This window comes from Vibrio sp. YQ_11, from assembly GCF_043103065.1.
Classification (GTDB): Bacteria; Pseudomonadota; Gammaproteobacteria; order Enterobacterales; family Vibrionaceae; genus Vibrio; species Vibrio parahaemolyticus.
On sequence record NZ_JBICJM010000045.1, the window covers coordinates 1 to 17977 of the forward strand.

16 protein-coding genes are annotated in these 17977 nt (G+C 47.7%); all 16 read left to right on the forward strand.

Annotated features, from left to right (window positions below; genetic code table 11):
- On the forward strand, positions 1 to 854 hold an 854-nt coding region (locus tag ACF8EG_RS17770), incomplete at its 5' end, for a flagellin (protein ID WP_392419669.1).
- 287 nt (positions 855 to 1141) lie between these two features.
- Positions 1142 to 2272 (forward strand): flagellin, encoded by a 1131-nt coding sequence (locus ACF8EG_RS17775; RefSeq protein ID WP_025630373.1) that lies wholly within the window; start codon positions 1142 to 1144, stop codon positions 2270 to 2272.
- An 80-nt stretch (positions 2273 to 2352) separates the two neighbouring features.
- Entirely contained in the window at positions 2353 to 2787 is a 435-nt protein-coding gene (gene flaG, locus ACF8EG_RS17780) for a flagellar protein FlaG (protein WP_005457768.1), read from the forward strand.
- Positions 2788 to 2807: 20 nt separating this feature from the next.
- Entirely contained in the window at positions 2808 to 4808 is a 2001-nt protein-coding gene (gene fliD / locus ACF8EG_RS17785; protein ID WP_069507031.1) for a flagellar filament capping protein FliD, read from the forward strand.
- A 3-nt stretch (positions 4809 to 4811) separates the two neighbouring features.
- A complete protein-coding gene (locus tag ACF8EG_RS17790; RefSeq protein ID WP_005457717.1) occupies positions 4812 to 5117 on the forward strand; it encodes a flagellar protein FliT in 306 nt (101 codons plus the stop codon).
- Positions 5118 to 5129: 12 nt separating this feature from the next.
- Complete coding sequence (fliS, locus tag ACF8EG_RS17795; RefSeq protein ID WP_005433081.1) at positions 5130 to 5540, forward strand: flagellar export chaperone FliS; 411 nt, start codon at positions 5130 to 5132, stop codon at positions 5538 to 5540.
- 288 nt (positions 5541 to 5828) lie between these two features.
- Positions 5829 to 7295 (forward strand): sigma-54 dependent transcriptional regulator, encoded by a 1467-nt coding sequence (locus tag ACF8EG_RS17800; protein ID WP_005481102.1) that lies wholly within the window; start codon positions 5829 to 5831, stop codon positions 7293 to 7295.
- Between the two features lie 176 nt (positions 7296 to 7471).
- Positions 7472 to 8503, forward strand: a complete 1032-nt coding sequence (locus ACF8EG_RS17805; protein ID WP_005457625.1) for a PAS domain-containing sensor histidine kinase — start codon at positions 7472 to 7474, stop codon at positions 8501 to 8503.
- A gap of 36 nt (positions 8504 to 8539) precedes the next feature.
- Positions 8540 to 9949, forward strand: coding sequence for a sigma-54 dependent transcriptional regulator (locus ACF8EG_RS17810; protein WP_020841153.1), 1410 nt, complete (start codon positions 8540 to 8542; stop codon positions 9947 to 9949).
- Positions 9950 to 10075: 126 nt separating this feature from the next.
- Positions 10076 to 10387: a flagellar hook-basal body complex protein FliE gene (fliE, locus tag ACF8EG_RS17815; protein ID WP_005457685.1), complete on the forward strand. Its 312-nt coding sequence runs from the start codon at positions 10076 to 10078 to the stop codon at positions 10385 to 10387.
- Positions 10388 to 10401: 14 nt separating this feature from the next.
- Positions 10402 to 12144 (forward strand): flagellar basal-body MS-ring/collar protein FliF, encoded by a 1743-nt coding sequence (fliF, locus tag ACF8EG_RS17820; protein ID WP_005457713.1) that lies wholly within the window; start codon positions 10402 to 10404, stop codon positions 12142 to 12144.
- Entirely contained in the window at positions 12137 to 13192 is a 1056-nt protein-coding gene (gene fliG / locus ACF8EG_RS17825) for a flagellar motor switch protein FliG (protein WP_005457745.1), read from the forward strand. Before fliF ends, fliG begins: the two co-directional genes overlap by 8 nt.
- 70 nt (positions 13193 to 13262) lie before the next feature.
- Complete coding sequence (gene fliH / locus ACF8EG_RS17830; RefSeq protein ID WP_031854432.1) at positions 13263 to 14063, forward strand: flagellar assembly protein FliH; 801 nt, start codon at positions 13263 to 13265, stop codon at positions 14061 to 14063.
- A gap of 3 nt (positions 14064 to 14066) precedes the next feature.
- The gene (gene fliI, locus ACF8EG_RS17835) at positions 14067 to 15386 is read left to right on the forward strand and encodes a flagellar protein export ATPase FliI (protein WP_206926147.1); all 1320 of its coding nucleotides are present in this window, start codon (positions 14067 to 14069) and stop codon (positions 15384 to 15386) included.
- 6 nt (positions 15387 to 15392) lie between these two features.
- Positions 15393 to 15836 carry a flagellar export protein FliJ gene (gene fliJ / locus ACF8EG_RS17840; RefSeq protein ID WP_005457733.1) on the forward strand — a complete coding sequence of 148 codons (444 nt, stop codon included), beginning with the start codon at positions 15393 to 15395 and terminating at the stop codon, positions 15834 to 15836.
- A gap of 174 nt (positions 15837 to 16010) precedes the next feature.
- Positions 16011 to 17942 (forward strand): flagellar hook-length control protein FliK, encoded by a 1932-nt coding sequence (locus ACF8EG_RS17845; RefSeq protein ID WP_069507029.1) that lies wholly within the window; start codon positions 16011 to 16013, stop codon positions 17940 to 17942.
- Positions 17943 to 17977: the final 35 nt, after the last annotated feature.

Consider the following 17977-nt stretch of genomic DNA (forward strand, 5'->3'; position numbering starts at 1 on the left):
TGTCTCTACAATCAGCAAACGGCTCAAACTCGAAAGCAGAGCGCGTTGCGATTCAAGAAGAAGTGACAGCACTAAACGACGAACTAAACCGTATCGCAGAAACCACATCTTTTGGTGGTAACAAGCTACTAAACGGCACACATGGTGCGAAATCGTTCCAAATCGGTGCTGATAACGGTGAAGCAGTAATGCTTGAGCTTAAAGACATGCGCTCAGACAACAAAATGATGGGCGGTGTGAGCTACCAAGCTGAAAGCGGTAAAGGCAAAGACTGGAACGTTGCACAAGGCAAAAATGACCTAAAAATCAGCCTAACTGACAGCTTTGGTCAAGAGCAAGAAATCAACATCAACGCGAAAGCGGGCGATGACATCGAAGAGCTAGCAACGTACATCAACGGTCAAACAGACCTAGTGAAAGCGTCAGTAGACCAAGATGGCAAACTGCAAATCTTTGCTGGTAACAACAAAGTAGAAGGCGAAGTGTCATTCTCTGGCGGTCTGTCTGGTGAACTAGGGCTAGGCGACAACAAGAAAAACGTTACGGTTGATACTATCGACGTAACTTCAGTTGGCGGTGCACAAGAATCAGTAGCAATCATCGATGCGGCACTGAAATACGTAGACAGCCACCGTGCAGAGCTGGGTGCATTCCAGAACCGTTTCAACCATGCAATCAGCAACTTGGACAACATTAACGAGAACGTGAATGCGTCGAAGAGCCGTATCAAAGATACCGACTTCGCGAAAGAAACGACGGCAATGACCAAGTCACAAATTCTATCGCAAGCGTCAAGCTCAATCCTTGCGCAAGCGAAACAAGCGCCAAACTCAGCGCTAAGTCTTCTAGGTTAATTTTAAACCTAAGACGAGAACCTCATTGGCTCGTGGTGAGAGATGAGCGAGTAAACCCAGCTTCGGCTGGGTTTTTTTCTGCCTTTAAAAGAGCAAAGGTATTCATCAAAGACAATATTAGAGCTCCATCACACTTCAGTAAGCCAAAGAAAATAATCGCAAAAAATTGAAAATTTCTCCTAAAGGATATGCATACGTCGCCGTTAAAGGGACTGAGAGAAATGAGATGTACCTAAGTGAGGTGAGAGACACGACGGTACATTCACTAAGCCTTAAGGAGATCAATTATGGCGATTAACGTTAATACTAACGTTTCTGCGATGACCGCACAGCGTTACCTAAACCACGCGGCTGAAGGTCAACAAAAATCAATGGAGCGTTTGTCTTCGGGTTATAAAATCAATAGCGCGAAAGATGATGCTGCAGGTCTACAGATTTCAAACCGTTTGAACGCTCAAAGCCGTGGCCTAGACATGGCTGTGAAAAACGCGAACGACGGTATCTCCATTGCACAGGTTGCTGAAGGTGCAATGAATGAATCTACCAACATCCTACAACGTATGCGTGACCTATCGCTTCAATCTGCGAACGGTTCTAACTCAAAAGCAGAACGTGTAGCGATCCAAGAAGAAGTAACAGCGCTAAACGACGAACTAAACCGTATCGCTGAAACAACCTCTTTCGGTGGTAACAAACTGCTTAACGGTACGTACGGTACTCAATCTTTCCAAATCGGTGCGGACTCTGGCGAAGCTGTAATGCTTTCTATGGGCAGCCTACGTTCTGATACTTCAGCAATGGGTGGTAAGAGCTACTCAGCAGAAGAAGGTAAAGATGCATCTTGGACAGTTGGTGATAAAACTGAGCTTAAAATGAGCTACACCAACAAACAAGGTGAAGAGAAAGAACTTACCATCAAGGCTAAGCAAGGCGACGACATTGAGCAGCTAGCAACTTACATCAACGGTCAAAGCGAAGATGTAAAAGCGTCTGTTGGTGAAGACGGCAAGCTACAAGTATTTGCTTCTACTCAGAAAGTAAATGGTGAAGTTGAGTTCTCTGGCAACCTAGCTGGCGAGATCGGTTTTGGTGATGCGAAAGACGTAACGGTTAAAGACATCGACGTAACAACGGTTGCAGGCTCTCAAGAAGCTGTAGCAATTATCGACGGTGCACTTAAATCAGTAGACAGCCAACGTGCGTCACTAGGTGCTTTCCAGAACCGTTTCAACCACGCAATCAGCAACCTAGACAACATTAACGAAAACGTTAATGCATCTAACAGCCGTATTAAAGATACTGATTACGCGAAAGAAACAACAGCGATGACTAAGTCGCAAATTCTTCAGCAAGCAAGTACTTCAATCCTGGCTCAAGCGAAGCAGTCACCATCTGCAGCGCTAAGCTTGTTGGGCTAACAAGGTCGACCCAGCCTAGTGCTTAGGTCACCAAAACGATAGATCCTATCGTTAGCTCATAAGGTGGAAGGGAGATTGTAATGGAAATATCCTCCTACGCATCGAACATCCAGCCTTACGGCACACCGAATGGCACAAATGTTGCAAATAAAAATGGCAACGGCATAGGTACGCCTAGCACAGCAAGTTCAACCGGTGACGTTTCGCCGCAAAAAGCGAAAGGCACCGAGCACGACTTCTCTGTTCAAGCGGCAATCGAGATGGCGGAAAGCCGTCAGGAGCTAAACAGAGAAGAACGTGAAAAAATGGTCGAACAAATGAATGAGTTTGTCTCGTCCATCAACAAAGGAGTAGCGTTTCGTGTGGATGAAGAATCCGGCAGAGACGTTGTGACGATTTACGAAACCAATACTGGTGATGTGATTCGTCAATTTCCTGATGAAGAACTGCTAGTGGTATTGCGTCGCCTAGCTGAGCACACAGCTAACAGCGGTTTGTTAGTTGAAAAAGTGTAAGTCGTTTTTGAGGTGATTTAATGAGTTTAGGCCCTGTGGGGATGTCTGGCGGCATGGATATTAATTCCATGGTCAGCAAAATTGTGGATGCGGAACGTGTGCCTAAGCAGCAACGCATCGACAACGATCGCACGACAATCAATGCCAGTATCAGTGCCTATGGGCGACTCAGAGAATCGTTGGATACGATGAAAAATCTCATGGCGAACTTTCGTCAGGAGAAAGCGTTTGCCGTCCGCACGGTTGAAACCACGGACGACAATATCGTATCGGCCACCGCAACCACTGACGCTATAGCCGGTAAGTATGCTATCGATGTGTTGCAGCTTGCACAGAGCCACAAAGTCGCTTCTGACGTATTGCCAGAAGACGCAAAATTTGGTCCTGGTAAGCTGCAGATTTCGCTTGGTGATGACCGTTTTAATATCGAGGTTCGTTCTCGATCTAAGCTCATCGATGTCGTACGCGGCATCAATGGCGCTAAAGACAACCCTGGCGTTCGTGCTTCCGTCATTAATGATGTCGAAGGACCGCGTCTCATCCTTGCCTCAAACCTCTCTGGTAAGGATCATCAAATCAAAGTCAGCGTGGAAGCCGAAAGAGGCAACCCTCTGAAATATTTCGAATACCAAACACTTGAAGACCGAGTTAACGCGCTTGAAGAAGCACGTGCTGCGGCAGAAGAAGTGTTAGGGCCACTACAAGCTCCGCAACAACCGGATCAACCAGAAATTCTGGATGAGAACGGCAACCCTCTACCTCCAGAAGCGCAAAAAGCGGCAGATAATGCACAAGATGATGCATCGCAAGAGCCGATCTCTACTGCTGGTGCAGAGGCTGCTAAAGCCGGACAAGAAGCCATTGATAAGGCCAATCAAAGCTCGAGCTTGCGACCTGAAGAGCGCATTCCAGGTTGGACAGAAACTGCGTCAGGCACCTTACTGGATTCATACGAAGAGCCAGAACTGGAACTGGACGAAAAGGCGATAGAGAAAGCGCCGGATGTTCCAGGTTGGAATAATGCCGCCTCAGGCACATTGACGGATTCTTACGTTACGACCAAAGAAGCTAAGCAGCTCCTAGAACAAGAAAAAGCAGAAATCGAACAGAAAATTGCGGATGAAAAGCAAGAACTCGACGCAAAAGTCGAACGTGGTGAGCTTTCCGAAGAGCAAGCCAAGCAAATTCATCGTGCGAAACTCGATCCTCAAGAGCGTGAACGTCTAGAAAAAATCGACGAAGCAGAAGCCAAAATCGCAAAAGCGCAATCCTCATTCGAAGAATACCTTGGTATGACAGAGGTACAAGCAGGGCAAGATTCTGAAGTGCTGCTTGATGGCGTGGCAAAACTTTCAAGCCATAACAACGTAATTGAAGACGCCATTGAAGGCGTGGATTTGACACTTAAAGGCAAGTCAGAACCAAACAAGCCGCCTGCAGAAATCGGTGTCGAGTACGACCGTCAAAGTGTACGCAGCGACATCGAAAACTTTGTTTCGGCGTACAACTCGTTTTATCAAACTTCGCAAGCACTCTCGAGTGTGGACCCAACTACCGGCCAAAAAGGGCCGCTAGCTGGTGACAGCACGGTGCGAAGTGCCGATTCACGATTGAAAGCCGTCTTTTCAAGCCGAATCGATCAAGCACCAGAAAATCTGAAATCATTGACAGAATTTGGTATTACCACGACGCGTCAAGGCACGCTTGAAATCAACTATGACATGCTTGACCGTCAGTTGAACAATAACTTCAACGAGTTAGAGAAATTCTTCGGTGGTAACACTGGTTTTGCGAAGCGTATCGAAGATGCGATTCACGGCATCACCGGTATTACGGGCAGCATTCGTACGCGAGAGAAAAGTCTCACAGAACAAAACTACCGTTTGAATGATGACCAAGCGGCATTAGATCGCCGCATGGAAGGGCTGGAAAAGCGTACCCATGCGAAATTTACCGCGATGCAAGACGCGACAGGTAAGATGCAGGGTCAACTTGGGGCTCTTATGAGTGCGTTAGGTTAATAAATGCAAAATGAACTCATAGAAATTAGTGATATAGATCAACTAATTACGCAAGAGCTGGAAAAAGTTGACTTTAATACTGAAGAAATTCTTCGCTTGGTCGATATCAGGGAACGGTTATTGCAAAACCTGTTACCAATTATTCAACAAAATCCCTTGGTAAAGCAGGATGCAGAGTGGCAAGACTTGCTGACTCGTACCAAAAGAATTGTCGAGCTGATGCAATCAGAAACGTCAAAGGTCGGAAAAGAGCTTCACAAATTCCGTTATGGCCAACGTTCGCTTCAGCAGTACAAAAAATTTATTTAAAAGAGGATTACTATGCGCGGTTCTTTGCAAGCATACAAAAAAGTATCAGTCGACAGCCAGCTGAGCGCGGCTTCTCCGCACAAAGTCATTCAAATGCTTATGGCTGGTGCAATTGAGCGCCTTATTCAAGGCAAAGCAGCCATGCAAGCAGGAAATATCCCAGCAAAAGGCGAGCGTTTAGGTAAAGCACTCGACATTATTATTGCGCTACGCAGCTGTTTGTCGATGGAAGATGGTGGTGACATCGCTTCAAACTTAGATTCATTGTACGAGTTTATGATCACGCAGATTTCTGCGGCAAACCACCAGAATGATCCACAGCCGATCGACGACGTTATTGACATTATTCGTGAGATTAAATCGGCTTGGGATCAGATTCCAACAGAGTTCCACAACTTGACGGCAGCAGAAGTCGGCATTTAATAATCAAAACAATGCTTTAGGATCGACTTAAAACATTAAGACTGCATTGGCAACAAGTTGCGCATCAAAGTTACAATCGAGCTCACACCTCTATATTGCTTGGTTGCCTTATTTTCATATTCAAATAAAATAGAAGCCATTAGTAGCCCTAATGGCTTTTTTTGTTGCTGATTTTCCTATTTTGTCGATCGTAAATTGAGTGTGGTGTTTCCGCCTTCTTTAACACCCAATTGCGCAAATCCAGGTTTGGCCGCAACGCACCTAAAATAAAGGCAATCATTCTTACTTATGCAAGGTTTGGCAAAGCTGCTTGTAATTGATGATGACGCATCAAGTCGTTTGAATTTAAGCAATATATTGGAATTTGTTGGAGAAAGTTGCGAAGCTGTCGGTTCTGAACAGCTAGGCGATGTTGATTGGTCTAGCGTATGGTCAGGCTGTATCGTTGGCAATATCTCAGCAGGTCGAGCGGCAACTGCCGTGATGGCTCGTCTCAACGATGCATACCATATCCCACTTCTTGTCTTGGGCAGCTTTCCTTTGCCTGTGGACGATCTCCCAAACTTTGTTGGCGAATTAGAGCAACCGCTAAATTACCCGCAGCTTAGTGAAGCGTTACGTCACTGCAAAGATTTTCTTGGCCGTAAAGGGGTCAATGTTGTTGCTAGTGCGCGTAAAAACACGCTGTTTCGTAGCTTAGTAGGGCAGAGCCGCGGTATTCAAGAAGTTCGTCATCTTATTGAGCAAGTATCGGGTACAGAAGCCAATGTCTTGATCCTTGGTGAATCGGGTACGGGTAAAGAAGTGGTAGCACGTAACATTCACTACCATTCGTCATACCGCAATGGTGCGTTTGTGCCAATTAACTGTGGTGCAATCCCACCGGAGCTACTCGAAAGCGAATTGTTTGGCCACGAAAAAGGCGCGTTTACTGGTGCGTTAACGGCGCGTAAAGGTCGATTCGAATTAGCAGACGGTGGCACGATCTTCCTTGATGAAATTGGTGACATGCCAATGTCGATGCAAGTGAAGTTATTGCGTGTACTTCAAGAACGTTGTTTTGAGCGAGTTGGCGGAAACTCGACAATCAAAGTCAACGTGCGTGTGGTTGCTGCGACACACCGTAATCTGGAAAGCATGATCGAAGAGGGCACGTTCCGTGAAGATTTGTTCTATCGTTTGAACGTTTTCCCAATCGAAATGCCAGCGCTAAAAGAGCGTAAGCAAGATATCCCATTGTTATTGCAGGAGCTGATGACACGTCTGGAAGCCGAAGGCGGCCAGCCAATCTGTTTCACGCCGCGTGCGATCAACTCTTTGATGGAACACCACTGGCCGGGTAACGTGCGCGAGTTAGCTAACCTTGTTGAGCGCATGATCATTTTGTACCCAAACAGTCTGGTTGATGTGAACCATCTTCCGACGAAATATCGCTACAGTGATATTCCAGAGTTCCAACCTGAAGGTAATCCGTTCACTTCGATTGAAGAGCAAGAGCGCGATGTGTTCCAAGACATCTTCTCGGAAGATTTCAGCTTTGACGAGCAAAGCGATCTGGATCACAACATGAATGCGCCTCAAGCGTTACCACCAGAAGGGGTGAACCTAAAAGAGCTATTAGCAGATTTGGAAGTCAACATGATCAGCCAAGCGTTAGAAGCGCAAGGTGGGGTCGTTGCAAGGGCTGCAGATATGCTGGGTATGCGCCGTACAACGTTGGTTGAGAAAATGCGCAAGTATAATTTGCAGCGTTAGATCGAGCTTCAGTTCAATCACAAAAGTTATCTTTTCTGACATTAAAATCAGACATTTCTCGGTGTCAACTTATTGTCGATAACATAACGTCATGATAAATATAAAAAATAGCTTGGTACGCTAATTGCTTACCAAGCTATTTTACTTTTTAGTGGCGATATTTCGACAGGCAGTGAATGGACAATAACACCAACCAATCCCATTTAGACTCAGTAGAAAACCAAGTTGAGCGCTATAAGCAGGTATTGGATGTGATGCCCGCAGGGGTTATTTTGCTCGACACGTATGGTGTTGTGCGAGAAGCAAACCCCGAGGCGCACCGAATTCTAGAAATCCCACTGGTTAACGAGAAATGGTTCAACATCATTCAAGCGGCTTTTGATCCGCGTGAAGATGATGGCCACGAAGTGTCACTGCGTAATGGTCGCAAAGTGCGTTTGGCGATTTCTGCCTCCGCGACAGGGCAGCTGATCCTCATCACCGACTTAACCGAAACCCGTTTACTGCAAGCTCGTGTGAGTGATCTACAACGTCTTTCTTCATTAGGGCGTATGGTTGCATCGCTAGCGCATCAAGTGAGAACGCCGCTGTCGAGCGCAATGTTGTACGCCTCTAATTTGGGCGCGCCTAATCTTCCGCCAGCGACGAGAGAGCGCTTCCAAAGTAAATTAATGGATCGACTGCACGATTTGGAGAAGCAGGTTAATGATATGCTGCTTTTTGCTAAAGGTGGTGATAATAAAGTCATTAAGCCATTTACGATTGCTCAATTGGTTGCTGAATACCAACCAATGGTCGAAACCGCTCTTAAAAACAACAACATTGATTACTTCCTCGAAGTAGAAGAAGAACAGACCGAACTGCTTGGCAACGCGAATGCTATCGCCTCTGCACTGAGCAACTTGGTGATGAACGCGATTCAAATGTCAGGCAAAGAGTCGCAAATCGACATCTTTTTCCGCCCGGTAAACGGTGAACTGCGCATTTCTGTGCAAGACAGCGGCCCGGGTGTACCACAAGAACTACAGGCCAAAATTATGGAGCCATTTTTTACCACGCGTTCTCAAGGAACCGGGTTAGGGCTGGCTGTTGTTCAAATGGTTTGCCGTGCCCATGACGGTCGATTGGAACTTATTTCAGAGCAGGGTGATGGAGCCTGCTTTACCATGTGCATTCCGCTGGAGCGAGTGCAATCAGAAGCGCAATAAGCGGCTTCTGGTAATAACAATTACTGGAGAATCAGAATGGCGCAAAGCAAAGTGCTGATCGTAGAAGACGACGAAGGTCTTCGTGAAGCCCTCGTGGATACTCTGGCTCTGGCAGGGTATGAATGGTTAGAAGCCGATAGTGCAGAAGACGCATTAGTAAAGCTGAAATCAAATGCGGTTGATATCGTGGTATCTGACGTGCAAATGGCAGGTATGGGTGGCTTAGCGCTGCTGCGTAACATCAAACAAAATTGGCCGAACTTACCAGTGCTGCTAATGACGGCTTACGCCAATATCGAAGATGCCGTTTCTGCAATGAAAGACGGCGCGATTGATTACATGGCGAAACCATTTGCACCAGAAGTGCTGCTTAATATGGTAAGCCGCTATGCTCCTATCAAAAGTGATGACAACGGTGATGCTGTCGTTGCTGATGAAAAGAGTCTGCGCTTACTTGCTTTGGCTGACAAAGTGGCTCGCACTGATGCGAACGTGATGATCTTAGGCCCAAGCGGTTCAGGTAAAGAAGTGATGTCGCGTTACATTCACAAAGCATCAAACCGTAAAGACGGCCCATTCGTTGCGATTAACTGTGCGGCGATTCCTGACAACATGCTGGAAGCGACGCTATTCGGTTACGAAAAAGGTGCATTCACTGGTGCTGTTCAGGCGTGTCCGGGTAAGTTCGAACAAGCGCAAGGCGGCACAATCTTACTTGATGAAATCAGCGAGATGGACTTAAACCTGCAAGCGAAGTTATTGCGTGTTTTGCAAGAGCGCGAAGTAGAGCGTCTTGGTAGCCGTAAGAGCATCAAGTTAGATGTTCGTGTGTTAGCGACCAGTAACCGTGATCTCAAACAGTATGTGTCGGAAGGTAATTTCCGTGAAGACTTGTACTACCGCCTGAATGTGTTCCCAATCGCATGGCCAGCGCTGAATGAGCGAAAAGGGGACATTGCGCCACTTGCGAAGCATCTTGCCGAGCGTCACTGTAGCAAAATGGGTATGCCTGTTCCTCAGTTCTCGCCAGTTGCAGTGGAAAAACTATTGCAGTACCCATGGCCAGGTAATGTTCGAGAGCTGGATAACGTTGTACAACGCGCGCTGATTTTGAGTGAAAACGGCGATATCGGTGCAGAGCACATCTTGCTAGAAGGCGTGGATTGGCAAGATGCCAACAGCTTGCAATACGTTGTGCAAAGTGCAGAAACATTGGTCCCTGATGTCAAGCCTGTTGCTCAAGCTGAATCCGTCAACCGCGTTAACACTGGCGGCGAGGGGTTGGGTGGCGAGCTGCGCGATCAAGAGTACGCGATCATTCTAGAAACCTTGGTGGAATGTAGTGGCCGACGCAAAGAAATGGCAGAGAAATTGGGCATAAGCCCACGTACTCTGCGCTACAAACTTGCCAAAATGCGTGACGCGGGTATAGATATTCCGAGTTAGGTTTCACACGCGTAGCCATAAGACAAAAGTGTGAGTAAACTATACTGCTGGCGTCTTATGGCACATAAATTGCTGTGTCAATATTTAGTTTAAATAGATAGTCAAACTTTTGGCTCAGAGGTGATAATGAAAGTTGATGGTATTCAGGCCGAAATGCGCGCCATGATGGTTGAAGCGACCAACACCACTCCGACAGGAACGGGTGCGAAAGTGGGTGCAGATTTCAATGATCTCCTAACCAAAGCCATCAATAACGTAAACTCACTTCAAAAATCATCTGGCGATCTACAAACGCGTTTTGATCGTGGTGATGCCGATGTTTCCTTATCTGACGTCATGATTGCTCGTAACAAATCCAGTGTTGCTTTTGAAGCCACTGTTCAAATCCGCAATAAGCTCGTTGAGGCCTACAAAGACCTCATGAACATGCCAGTGTAATTTAGGTAATAAGTGTGGCAGACAAGTCTACAGATTTAACCGTCACTGATGGCGGCTCAGATGGCGCACTGGTTTCTAGCTCCGATATGGATGTGGAAAGCCAAAATCCAGATTTAGAAGAGCGCAGTGCATCAAAATTCGATATGGCCGTGGGCGACCTCGATTTGCTTCGACAGGTCGTGCTTGTGCTATCGATCTCTATCTGTGTTGCGTTAATCGTGATGTTGTTCTTCTGGGTAAAAGAACCAGAAATGCGTCCGCTTGGCGCTTACGACACTGAAGAACTGATCCCTGTTCTGGATTACCTTGACCAGCAAAAAATCAATTACAAACTCGATGGTAATACCGTTTCGGTGGAGTCGAGCGAGTACAACTCAATCAAATTAGGCATGGTGCGTTCGGGCGTCAATCAAGCGACCGAAGCGGGCGATGACATTCTGCTGCAAGACATGGGCTTTGGTGTTTCTCAGCGCCTAGAGCAGGAACGTCTTAAGCTCAGCCGTGAGCGTCAGCTAGCTCAAGCCATTGAAGAAATGAAGCAGGTTCGCAAAGCGCGAGTGTTGTTGGCGTTGCCGAAACACAGTGTGTTTGTGCGTCATAACCAAGAAGCTTCCGCCTCAGTATTTTTGACGCTATCGACAGGTGCCAACCTCAAGCAGCAAGAAGTGGACTCGATTGTCGATATGGTCGCGAGTGCCGTTCCAGGCATGAAGACATCGCGCATTACCGTCACGGATCAGCATGGCCGTTTGTTGAGCTCTGGTTCGCAAGATCCGGCGTCTGCCGCGCGTCGTAAAGAGCAAGAGTTAGAACGCAGCCAAGAACAAGCATTGCGTGAAAAAATCGACTCTGTGCTGTTGCCTATTCTTGGTTTTGGTAACTACACCGCGCAAGTGGATATCCAAATGGATTTCAGTGCGGTTGAGCAAACTCGTAAACGTTTCGACCCAAATACGCCATCGACCCGCAGTGAGTACGCGCTAGAAGATTACAACAACGGCAACATGGTAGCAGGCATTCCGGGTGCGCTTAGTAATCAGCCTCCGGCGGATGCTTCTATTCCGCAAGATGTCGCGCAAATGAAAGACGGCTCGGTAATGGGGCAAGGCTCTGTACGTAAAGAATCGACCCGCAACTTCGAGCTAGATACCACGATTAGCCATGAGCGTAAGCAAACGGGCACCGTGGCGCGTCAAACTGTTTCGGTTGCCATCAAAGACCGTCGCCAAGTTAATCCAGATACAGGTGAAGTGACTTACACACCAATGTCGGAAGGTGAAATCAACGCGATTCGTCAGGTGTTGATTGGCACCGTCGGCTTTGATCAATCTCGTGGTGATTTACTTAACGTATTGAGCGTCAAGTTTGCCGAGCCAGAAACCGAGCAGCTTGTTGACCAACCAATTTGGGAACACCCGAACTTCAACGATTGGGTTCGTTGGTTCGCCAGCGCTTTAGTTATCATTGTGGTTGTGCTTGTACTGGTTCGCCCTGCAATGAAGAAACTGCTTAACCCAGCTGGTGATGACGACGATGAAATGTACGGCCCAGACGGCTTGCCAATTGGTGCCGATGGCGAAACCAGCCTAATTGGTAGCGACATTGAAAGCAGTGAGCTGTTTGAATTTGGTTCAAGTATCGATCTGCCTAACCTTCATAAAGATGAAGACGTACTGAAAGCGGTTCGTGCACTTGTAGCGAACGAACCAGAGCTAGCGGCTCAAGTTGTGAAAAACTGGATGAACGAAAATGGCTAACGATATCGTACCTCAAGATGAAAACGGCGCAGGCATGCCAGTTGAGTTTGATGCCTCCACCATTACTGGTGAAGAGAAAGCGGCCATTTTGTTATTAAGTCTGAATGAGCAAGATGCGGCTGGCATCATCCGTCATTTAGAACCGAAACAAGTACAGCGCGTTGGTAGTGCAATGGCGCGTGCTAAAGATTTAAGCCAAGAGAAAGTATCGGCGGTGCACCGTACGTTTTTGGAAGATATCCAGAAATACACCAACATTGGTATGGGCAGCGAAGACTTTATGCGTAATGCCTTGGTGGCCGCGCTGGGTGAAGACAAAGCGAACAACTTGGTTGATCAAATTCTGCTGGGTACCGGTTCGAAAGGTCTGGATTCATTGAAATGGATGGACCCACGCCAAGTGGCAAGCATTATCGTCAACGAACACCCGCAAATTCAAACCATCGTATTGTCGTACTTGGAAGCGGATCAATCGGCGGAAATTCTTTCTCAGTTCCCAGAGCGTGTGCGTTTGGATCTGATGATGCGTATTGCCAACCTTGAAGAGGTTCAGCCATCAGCATTGGCAGAGCTAAACGAGATCATGGAGAAGCAGTTCGCGGGTCAAGCGGGTGCACAAGCAGCCAAGATTGGCGGCTTGAAGGCAGCAGCCGAGATCATGAACTACCTAGACAACAACGTCGAAGGTATCTTGATGGAACAAATCCGCGACCAAGACGAAGACATGGCGACGCAAATCCAAGATCTTATGTTCGTCTTCGAGAACTTGGTCGAAGTGGACGACCAAGGTATTCAGAAATTGCTGCGTGATGTACCGCAAGACGTTCTACAAAAAGCACTTAAAGGTGCCGATGATTCTCTACGTGAGAAAGTCTTCAAGAACATGTCTAAGCGTGCTGCTGAGATGATGCGTGACGACATCGAAGCGATGCCACCAGTGCGTGTGGCAGACGTAGAAGCGGCGCAGAAAGAAATCCTGGCGATTGCTCGTCGTATGGCCGACGCTGGCGAAATCATGCTTTCTGGCGGCGCAGACGAGTTCTTATAATCTCTATAGCCCTGCGACCTTCTTGTTGCGGGGCACCTTCACTTCAAATCTAATACACAGTAGGTAACCCATGGCTGGCGATAGAAAACGTGGATTTATCCGTCCTGATGAAGATGATGCGCTGATTGAACCGCAGCGTTGGGGTTTGCCCGACTATGGCGATTCAAAGGAAAAAAAAGCCAAACAGACTGCGTTTAACTACGATCCTAGCTGGGTGCCAAACTTTGACGAGCCAGAAGAAGAACAAGCTCTTGAACTGACAGAAGAACAGATCGAACTGATCAAGCAAGGCGCTTATCAAGAAGGTTTGTACCAAGGTCAAGAAGCTGGCTTTAAGCAAGGTTACGACAAGGGTAAAGAAGAAGGCTTGCAAGCAGGCCATGCTGAGGGCTTAGAGCTGGGTAAAGCAGAAGGCGTTTCTGCTGGCCAAGAGTTTATTCAACAGCAGGTTGAAGTGTTTATGAATCTCGCCAACCAGTTTGCTCAACCTTTGGAGCTGATGAATGCTCAGGTAGAGAAGCAACTGGTGGACATGGTGCTGTGCTTAGTCAAAGAAGTGGTGCATGTTGAGGTTCAAACCAATCCACAAATTATCCTCGATACGGTTAAGCAGTCGGTAGAAGCGCTGCCGATTTCTGGCCATCCAATCACATTGCATCTCAACCCTGAAGATGTTGCCATCATTCGCTCTGCGTATGGTGAAGAAGACTTAGATTGTCGCAACTGGACACTGGTTTCTGAACCATCACTTAGTCGTGGCGATGTGCAAATCGAAGCAGGCGAATCGAGCATTAACTACCGCATGGAAGAGCGCATCAAGAGTGTGCTGCACAGCTTTTGTGGCGCGAACCGTCACCAAGAGGGTGAGTAATCCATGCAAGCTTTGGCCGATCGTCTCAAAAACTACAAAGTCGAAGGCTTAACCACGCGCCCGGTCGCTTCTGGCAAATTGGTGCGCGTTGTTGGTTTGACCTTAGAAGCAACGGGCTGTCGTGCGCCGATCGGCAGTCTATGTTTGGTTGAAACCATGTCTGGTCACATGGAAGCTGAAGTGGTTGGTTTTTCTGGTGATAACTTGTATTTGATGCCGAGTGAGCAAATCACCGGTATTTTGCCCGGTGCAAAAGTGACGCCATTAACCAGCGAAGCAGGTTTGCCTGTTGGTATGGAATTGCTTGGTCGCGTTATTGATGGCGTGGGTAATCCGCTGGATGGACTTGGCCCGATTTACACTGAGCACCGTGCGTCATTTAATGCGGAACCCATCAACCCACTGGCACGAAAACCGATATCTGAACCACTCGATGTTGGCTTAAAAGCGATCAACGGTTTGTTGACGGTAGGCAAAGGCCAGCGTATTGGCTTGTTTGCGGGTTCTGGTGTGGGTAAATCGGTCACGCTAGGCATGATGACACGAGGCACTACGGCGCAAGTGGTGGTGGTAGGTCTGATCGGTGAACGTGGACGCGAAGTTAAAGAGTTTATTGAAGAGATTTTGGGCGAAGACGGACGTCGTCGCTCAGTTGTGGTGGCTGCACCAGCTGATGCATCTCCGTTGATGCGTATGAAGGGGTGTCAAACGGCGCTTACGATTGCCGAGTACTTCCGCGACCAAGGTTTGGATGTACTGTTGCTGATGGATTCACTGACCCGTTTTGCTCAAGCGCAGCGTGAAATTGCCTTGTCGGTTGGTGAACCGCCAGCCACCAAAGGTTATCCGCCTTCGGTATTTGCCAAGTTGCCTGCGCTGGTGGAACGTGCGGGTAATGGCAGCCCAGAGCAAGGCTCGATCACCGCTTTCTTTACCGTTTTAACCGAAGGTGACGATCTGCAAGACCCGATCGCCGATGCGTCTCGTGCCATTCTTGATGGTCACATTGTTTTGTCGCGTGAAATGGCAGACGCGGGACATTACCCTGCGATTGACGTCGAGAAATCGGTCAGCCGAGTGATGCCTCAGATCACCACCGAAGAACATGTGTTGATGTCGAAAGCGGTACGTCAGGTCTTGTCTATTTGTCGCAAAAATCAAGATTTGGTGTCGATTGGTGCTTACAAGCCGGGCACCGATCCGGCTATCGATGGCGCATTTACATTAAAGCCAAAGCTAGACGAATACTTGCAGCAGCGTATGAAAGAATCGGTGCCATACGATATGTGCGTCAATATGCTCAGAAATATTTTGGGTGGGTAATAGCGTATGAATAATGCGATGGAATTCCTACTTGAGCAGACCAAAGAGCGCGAAGACCAAGCCGTGCTTGCGCTGAACAAAGCGCGCTCTGAGCTTGAAGACTATTACCGTCAGGTTGAGCAAATCGAAAAATATCGTCTCGATTACTGCCAGCAGTTGGTGGATCGTGGTCAAGCGGGTTTAACCGCCAGCCAATACGGGCATCTCAACCGATTCTTATGTCAGCTTGACGAGACACTGTCAAAGCAAAAGCAAGCAGAGCATCACTTCAAAGAACAAGTCGAAAACTGCAAAGACTACTGGCTCAAGATGCGCCAAGAACGCATGTCTTACGAGTGGATGATCGAAAAGAAAGCGAAAGAAAAGCAAATCGCGGAAGCCAAACGTGAGCAAAAGCAAATGGATGAGTTTTCCACGCTGTTGTTTAGCCGTAAGGCCAAGCCGTTCTAATTTTTGTTGAAGTTGATCTCGCTTCCACTCTTTTCGTGTGCGTTGTCCGTCAGGAAAATAGCCTTATGCGTTGGCGTGATTTTTGCAAATTCATGGTTTAATTATCTAATTTTGCCTCTGATGGGCAATCTGGTCACGCCATAAAAAGGCGTAGCTAAAAACGAGAAAGTTTTTATGAATGTGAATTTGTCTAATGTTTCTGCGACTAGCAAGACCTCTGTTTCTGAGTCTTCCGCAAAAGCACCTACAGAAAGCTCTGAAAGCAAAGGTTTTTTTGAAACCTTAGCGGGAGTTTTTACAGGTTCACAAAAAGCAGAAAAAGCGGTCACTCAAACAGCAAGTACAGATGCAAAGACCGACGTTAGCGCCACAGAAGGTGAAGCGGTCGAGAAGAATGGCGAGAGCCAAGAATCAGTCGCGAACCGTGAGAGTGTCGACGGAAAAGCGGCTGATGCATTGCTAGAGCATGAAGGCGTAAAAGCCGTTGCTGACGAATCCGAGCAAACTTCGGAATCACTTCAAGAAGAAGGTAAAGACCCCGTCGTAGCTAAGCAAGCTTTGTCGCCAATGGAGTCAGAGGCTCAGTTGGATTCAAAACAAAGCGCTCAGAACACAGACTCGCAAGATAAGATAGCGGTGGCCAGTGCGATGGGAGAAGGTCAGCAACTACTCGGTCGTATTGAACAAGCGAACCAAGCATTGCAAACCAATGATTCTTTTGTTGATAGCGGCAAGGGTTTGCCTCTACAGACGACGCAAGCAACCTCTTTCTCTGCTCCAGTGTCGAAACTGGTCGAAACAGATGACGCAAAAGTGCTAGCAGCGTTGCAATCGACGCCTTCTGTTGAGCAAGTAAATTTGGCGGCCGAGCAGCAACTGGAACCAATCTTAGATGCCAATGGAAAGCCGATTGATATTGAGAAGCTACAGTCTCAATCAACTGAATGGCAAAACCTGACTGCGCCTCCTGTAATGGATGCTTCAGCAATGCAACAAGCTCAGGCGAACACCTCAGGTGCATTGGATGGTTCGGTGTCACTTGACCCTGAGACGCTCGGCTTTGAAGGTAAGGCGGTTCAGCTGGTTTCAATTGATGAGCTGGAAGTCATTGATACCAAGTTGGCGCAAGGCAAACCTCTGAGCGAACAAGAAATCAATGTCATTGAAGGTTTGAGAACGGGTGACGTCGTCGCGGATATTCCTGAGCAAGAGCTAGCCCAGTTGGTTGCGCTGCCAACGGACGTGAAAGCCATTCTTGCGGAGCAAAATACAACGCAGCATAACAATGTACGAAACGGCAGTGAACGAACAGCTGCTGCAGTCGCGATCGGGCAACAAGCACAATACGTAAACGCGCAAGAGATGAAGCACGCCGCTGCGCAAGCGCCAATGGCTCAACATGCCGATAAACTTACGTCCGCACCAATGCCTGATGCGCTGGTGGCGAATAATTTCAACCCAGCAGTTCAAATGGCTGCTAATGGGGAAGTGAGCCACAAAGCGATCAATGCCGCGTTAAGTGCAGGTGCGTTGAAAGCTACGGCGAGCCAGCAAGATAAGCCAGAGTCGCAATACGGATTAGCAGGACAGCTGCAAGCGGCAGCAGGTCAACAAGGCGTAACAGCCCAACAGCAAACCCGAGCGGAAGCCGCTCAGCAAGCGCAACTGCCTCTGCAATTAACAAAAGAGCTCGCTAATGAGCAAGTGGCGGAAAAAGTACAAATGATGATGTCGAAGAACTTGAAGAACCTCGACATCCGACTTGACCCACCAGAGCTTGGCCGTATGCAAATTCGCATGACGATGAACAACGATTTGGCCAACGTGCATTTTACGGTTACCAACCCACAAGCGCGTGACATTATTGAACAAACGTTGCCTCGTCTACGTGAAATGTTGGCTCAACAAGGGATGCAACTGGCGGATTCCTCGGTTCAGCAGCAAAGCAGTGGACAACAGCAAAGTGGTTACGCAGCGGCTGAACAAAATGGCCAAAGCACGTCTGGACGCGGTTTTTCTGGCCAGTCAGACGAAAACTTTGATGCCGACGTGAATCTTGATTTGAATGTGGTTTCAAAGCGTGATGGAATTAGTTTTTACGCCTAATGTCGTAACCTCAACCATCTTGAACAAGAACAAAT

What these genes read in the sequence shown, in the direction of transcription:
- ACF8EG_RS17775 (WP_025630373.1), top strand. Translation starts at nt 1,142, where the DNA reads ATGGCGATTAACGTTAATACTAACGTTTCTGCGATGACCGCACAGCGT.
- flaG (WP_005457768.1), top strand. Translation starts at nt 2,353, where the DNA reads ATGGAAATATCCTCCTACGCATCGAACATCCAGCCTTACGGCACACCG.
- fliH (WP_031854432.1), top strand. Translation starts at nt 13,263, where the DNA reads ATGGCTGGCGATAGAAAACGTGGATTTATCCGTCCTGATGAAGATGAT.
- ACF8EG_RS17845 (WP_069507029.1), top strand. Translation starts at nt 16,011, where the DNA reads ATGAATGTGAATTTGTCTAATGTTTCTGCGACTAGCAAGACCTCTGTT.
- fliJ (WP_005457733.1), top strand. Translation starts at nt 15,393, where the DNA reads ATGAATAATGCGATGGAATTCCTACTTGAGCAGACCAAAGAGCGCGAA.
- fliG (WP_005457745.1), top strand. Translation starts at nt 12,137, where the DNA reads ATGGCTAACGATATCGTACCTCAAGATGAAAACGGCGCAGGCATGCCA.
- fliS (WP_005433081.1), top strand. Translation starts at nt 5,130, where the DNA reads ATGCGCGGTTCTTTGCAAGCATACAAAAAAGTATCAGTCGACAGCCAG.
- fliE (WP_005457685.1), top strand. Translation starts at nt 10,076, where the DNA reads ATGAAAGTTGATGGTATTCAGGCCGAAATGCGCGCCATGATGGTTGAA.
- ACF8EG_RS17800 (WP_005481102.1), top strand. Translation starts at nt 5,829, where the DNA reads ATGCAAGGTTTGGCAAAGCTGCTTGTAATTGATGATGACGCATCAAGT.
- fliI (WP_206926147.1), top strand. Translation starts at nt 14,067, where the DNA reads ATGCAAGCTTTGGCCGATCGTCTCAAAAACTACAAAGTCGAAGGCTTA.
- ACF8EG_RS17810 (WP_020841153.1), top strand. Translation starts at nt 8,540, where the DNA reads ATGGCGCAAAGCAAAGTGCTGATCGTAGAAGACGACGAAGGTCTTCGT.
- ACF8EG_RS17805 (WP_005457625.1), top strand. Translation starts at nt 7,472, where the DNA reads ATGGACAATAACACCAACCAATCCCATTTAGACTCAGTAGAAAACCAA.
- fliD (WP_069507031.1), top strand. Translation starts at nt 2,808, where the DNA reads ATGAGTTTAGGCCCTGTGGGGATGTCTGGCGGCATGGATATTAATTCC.
- ACF8EG_RS17790 (WP_005457717.1), top strand. Translation starts at nt 4,812, where the DNA reads ATGCAAAATGAACTCATAGAAATTAGTGATATAGATCAACTAATTACG.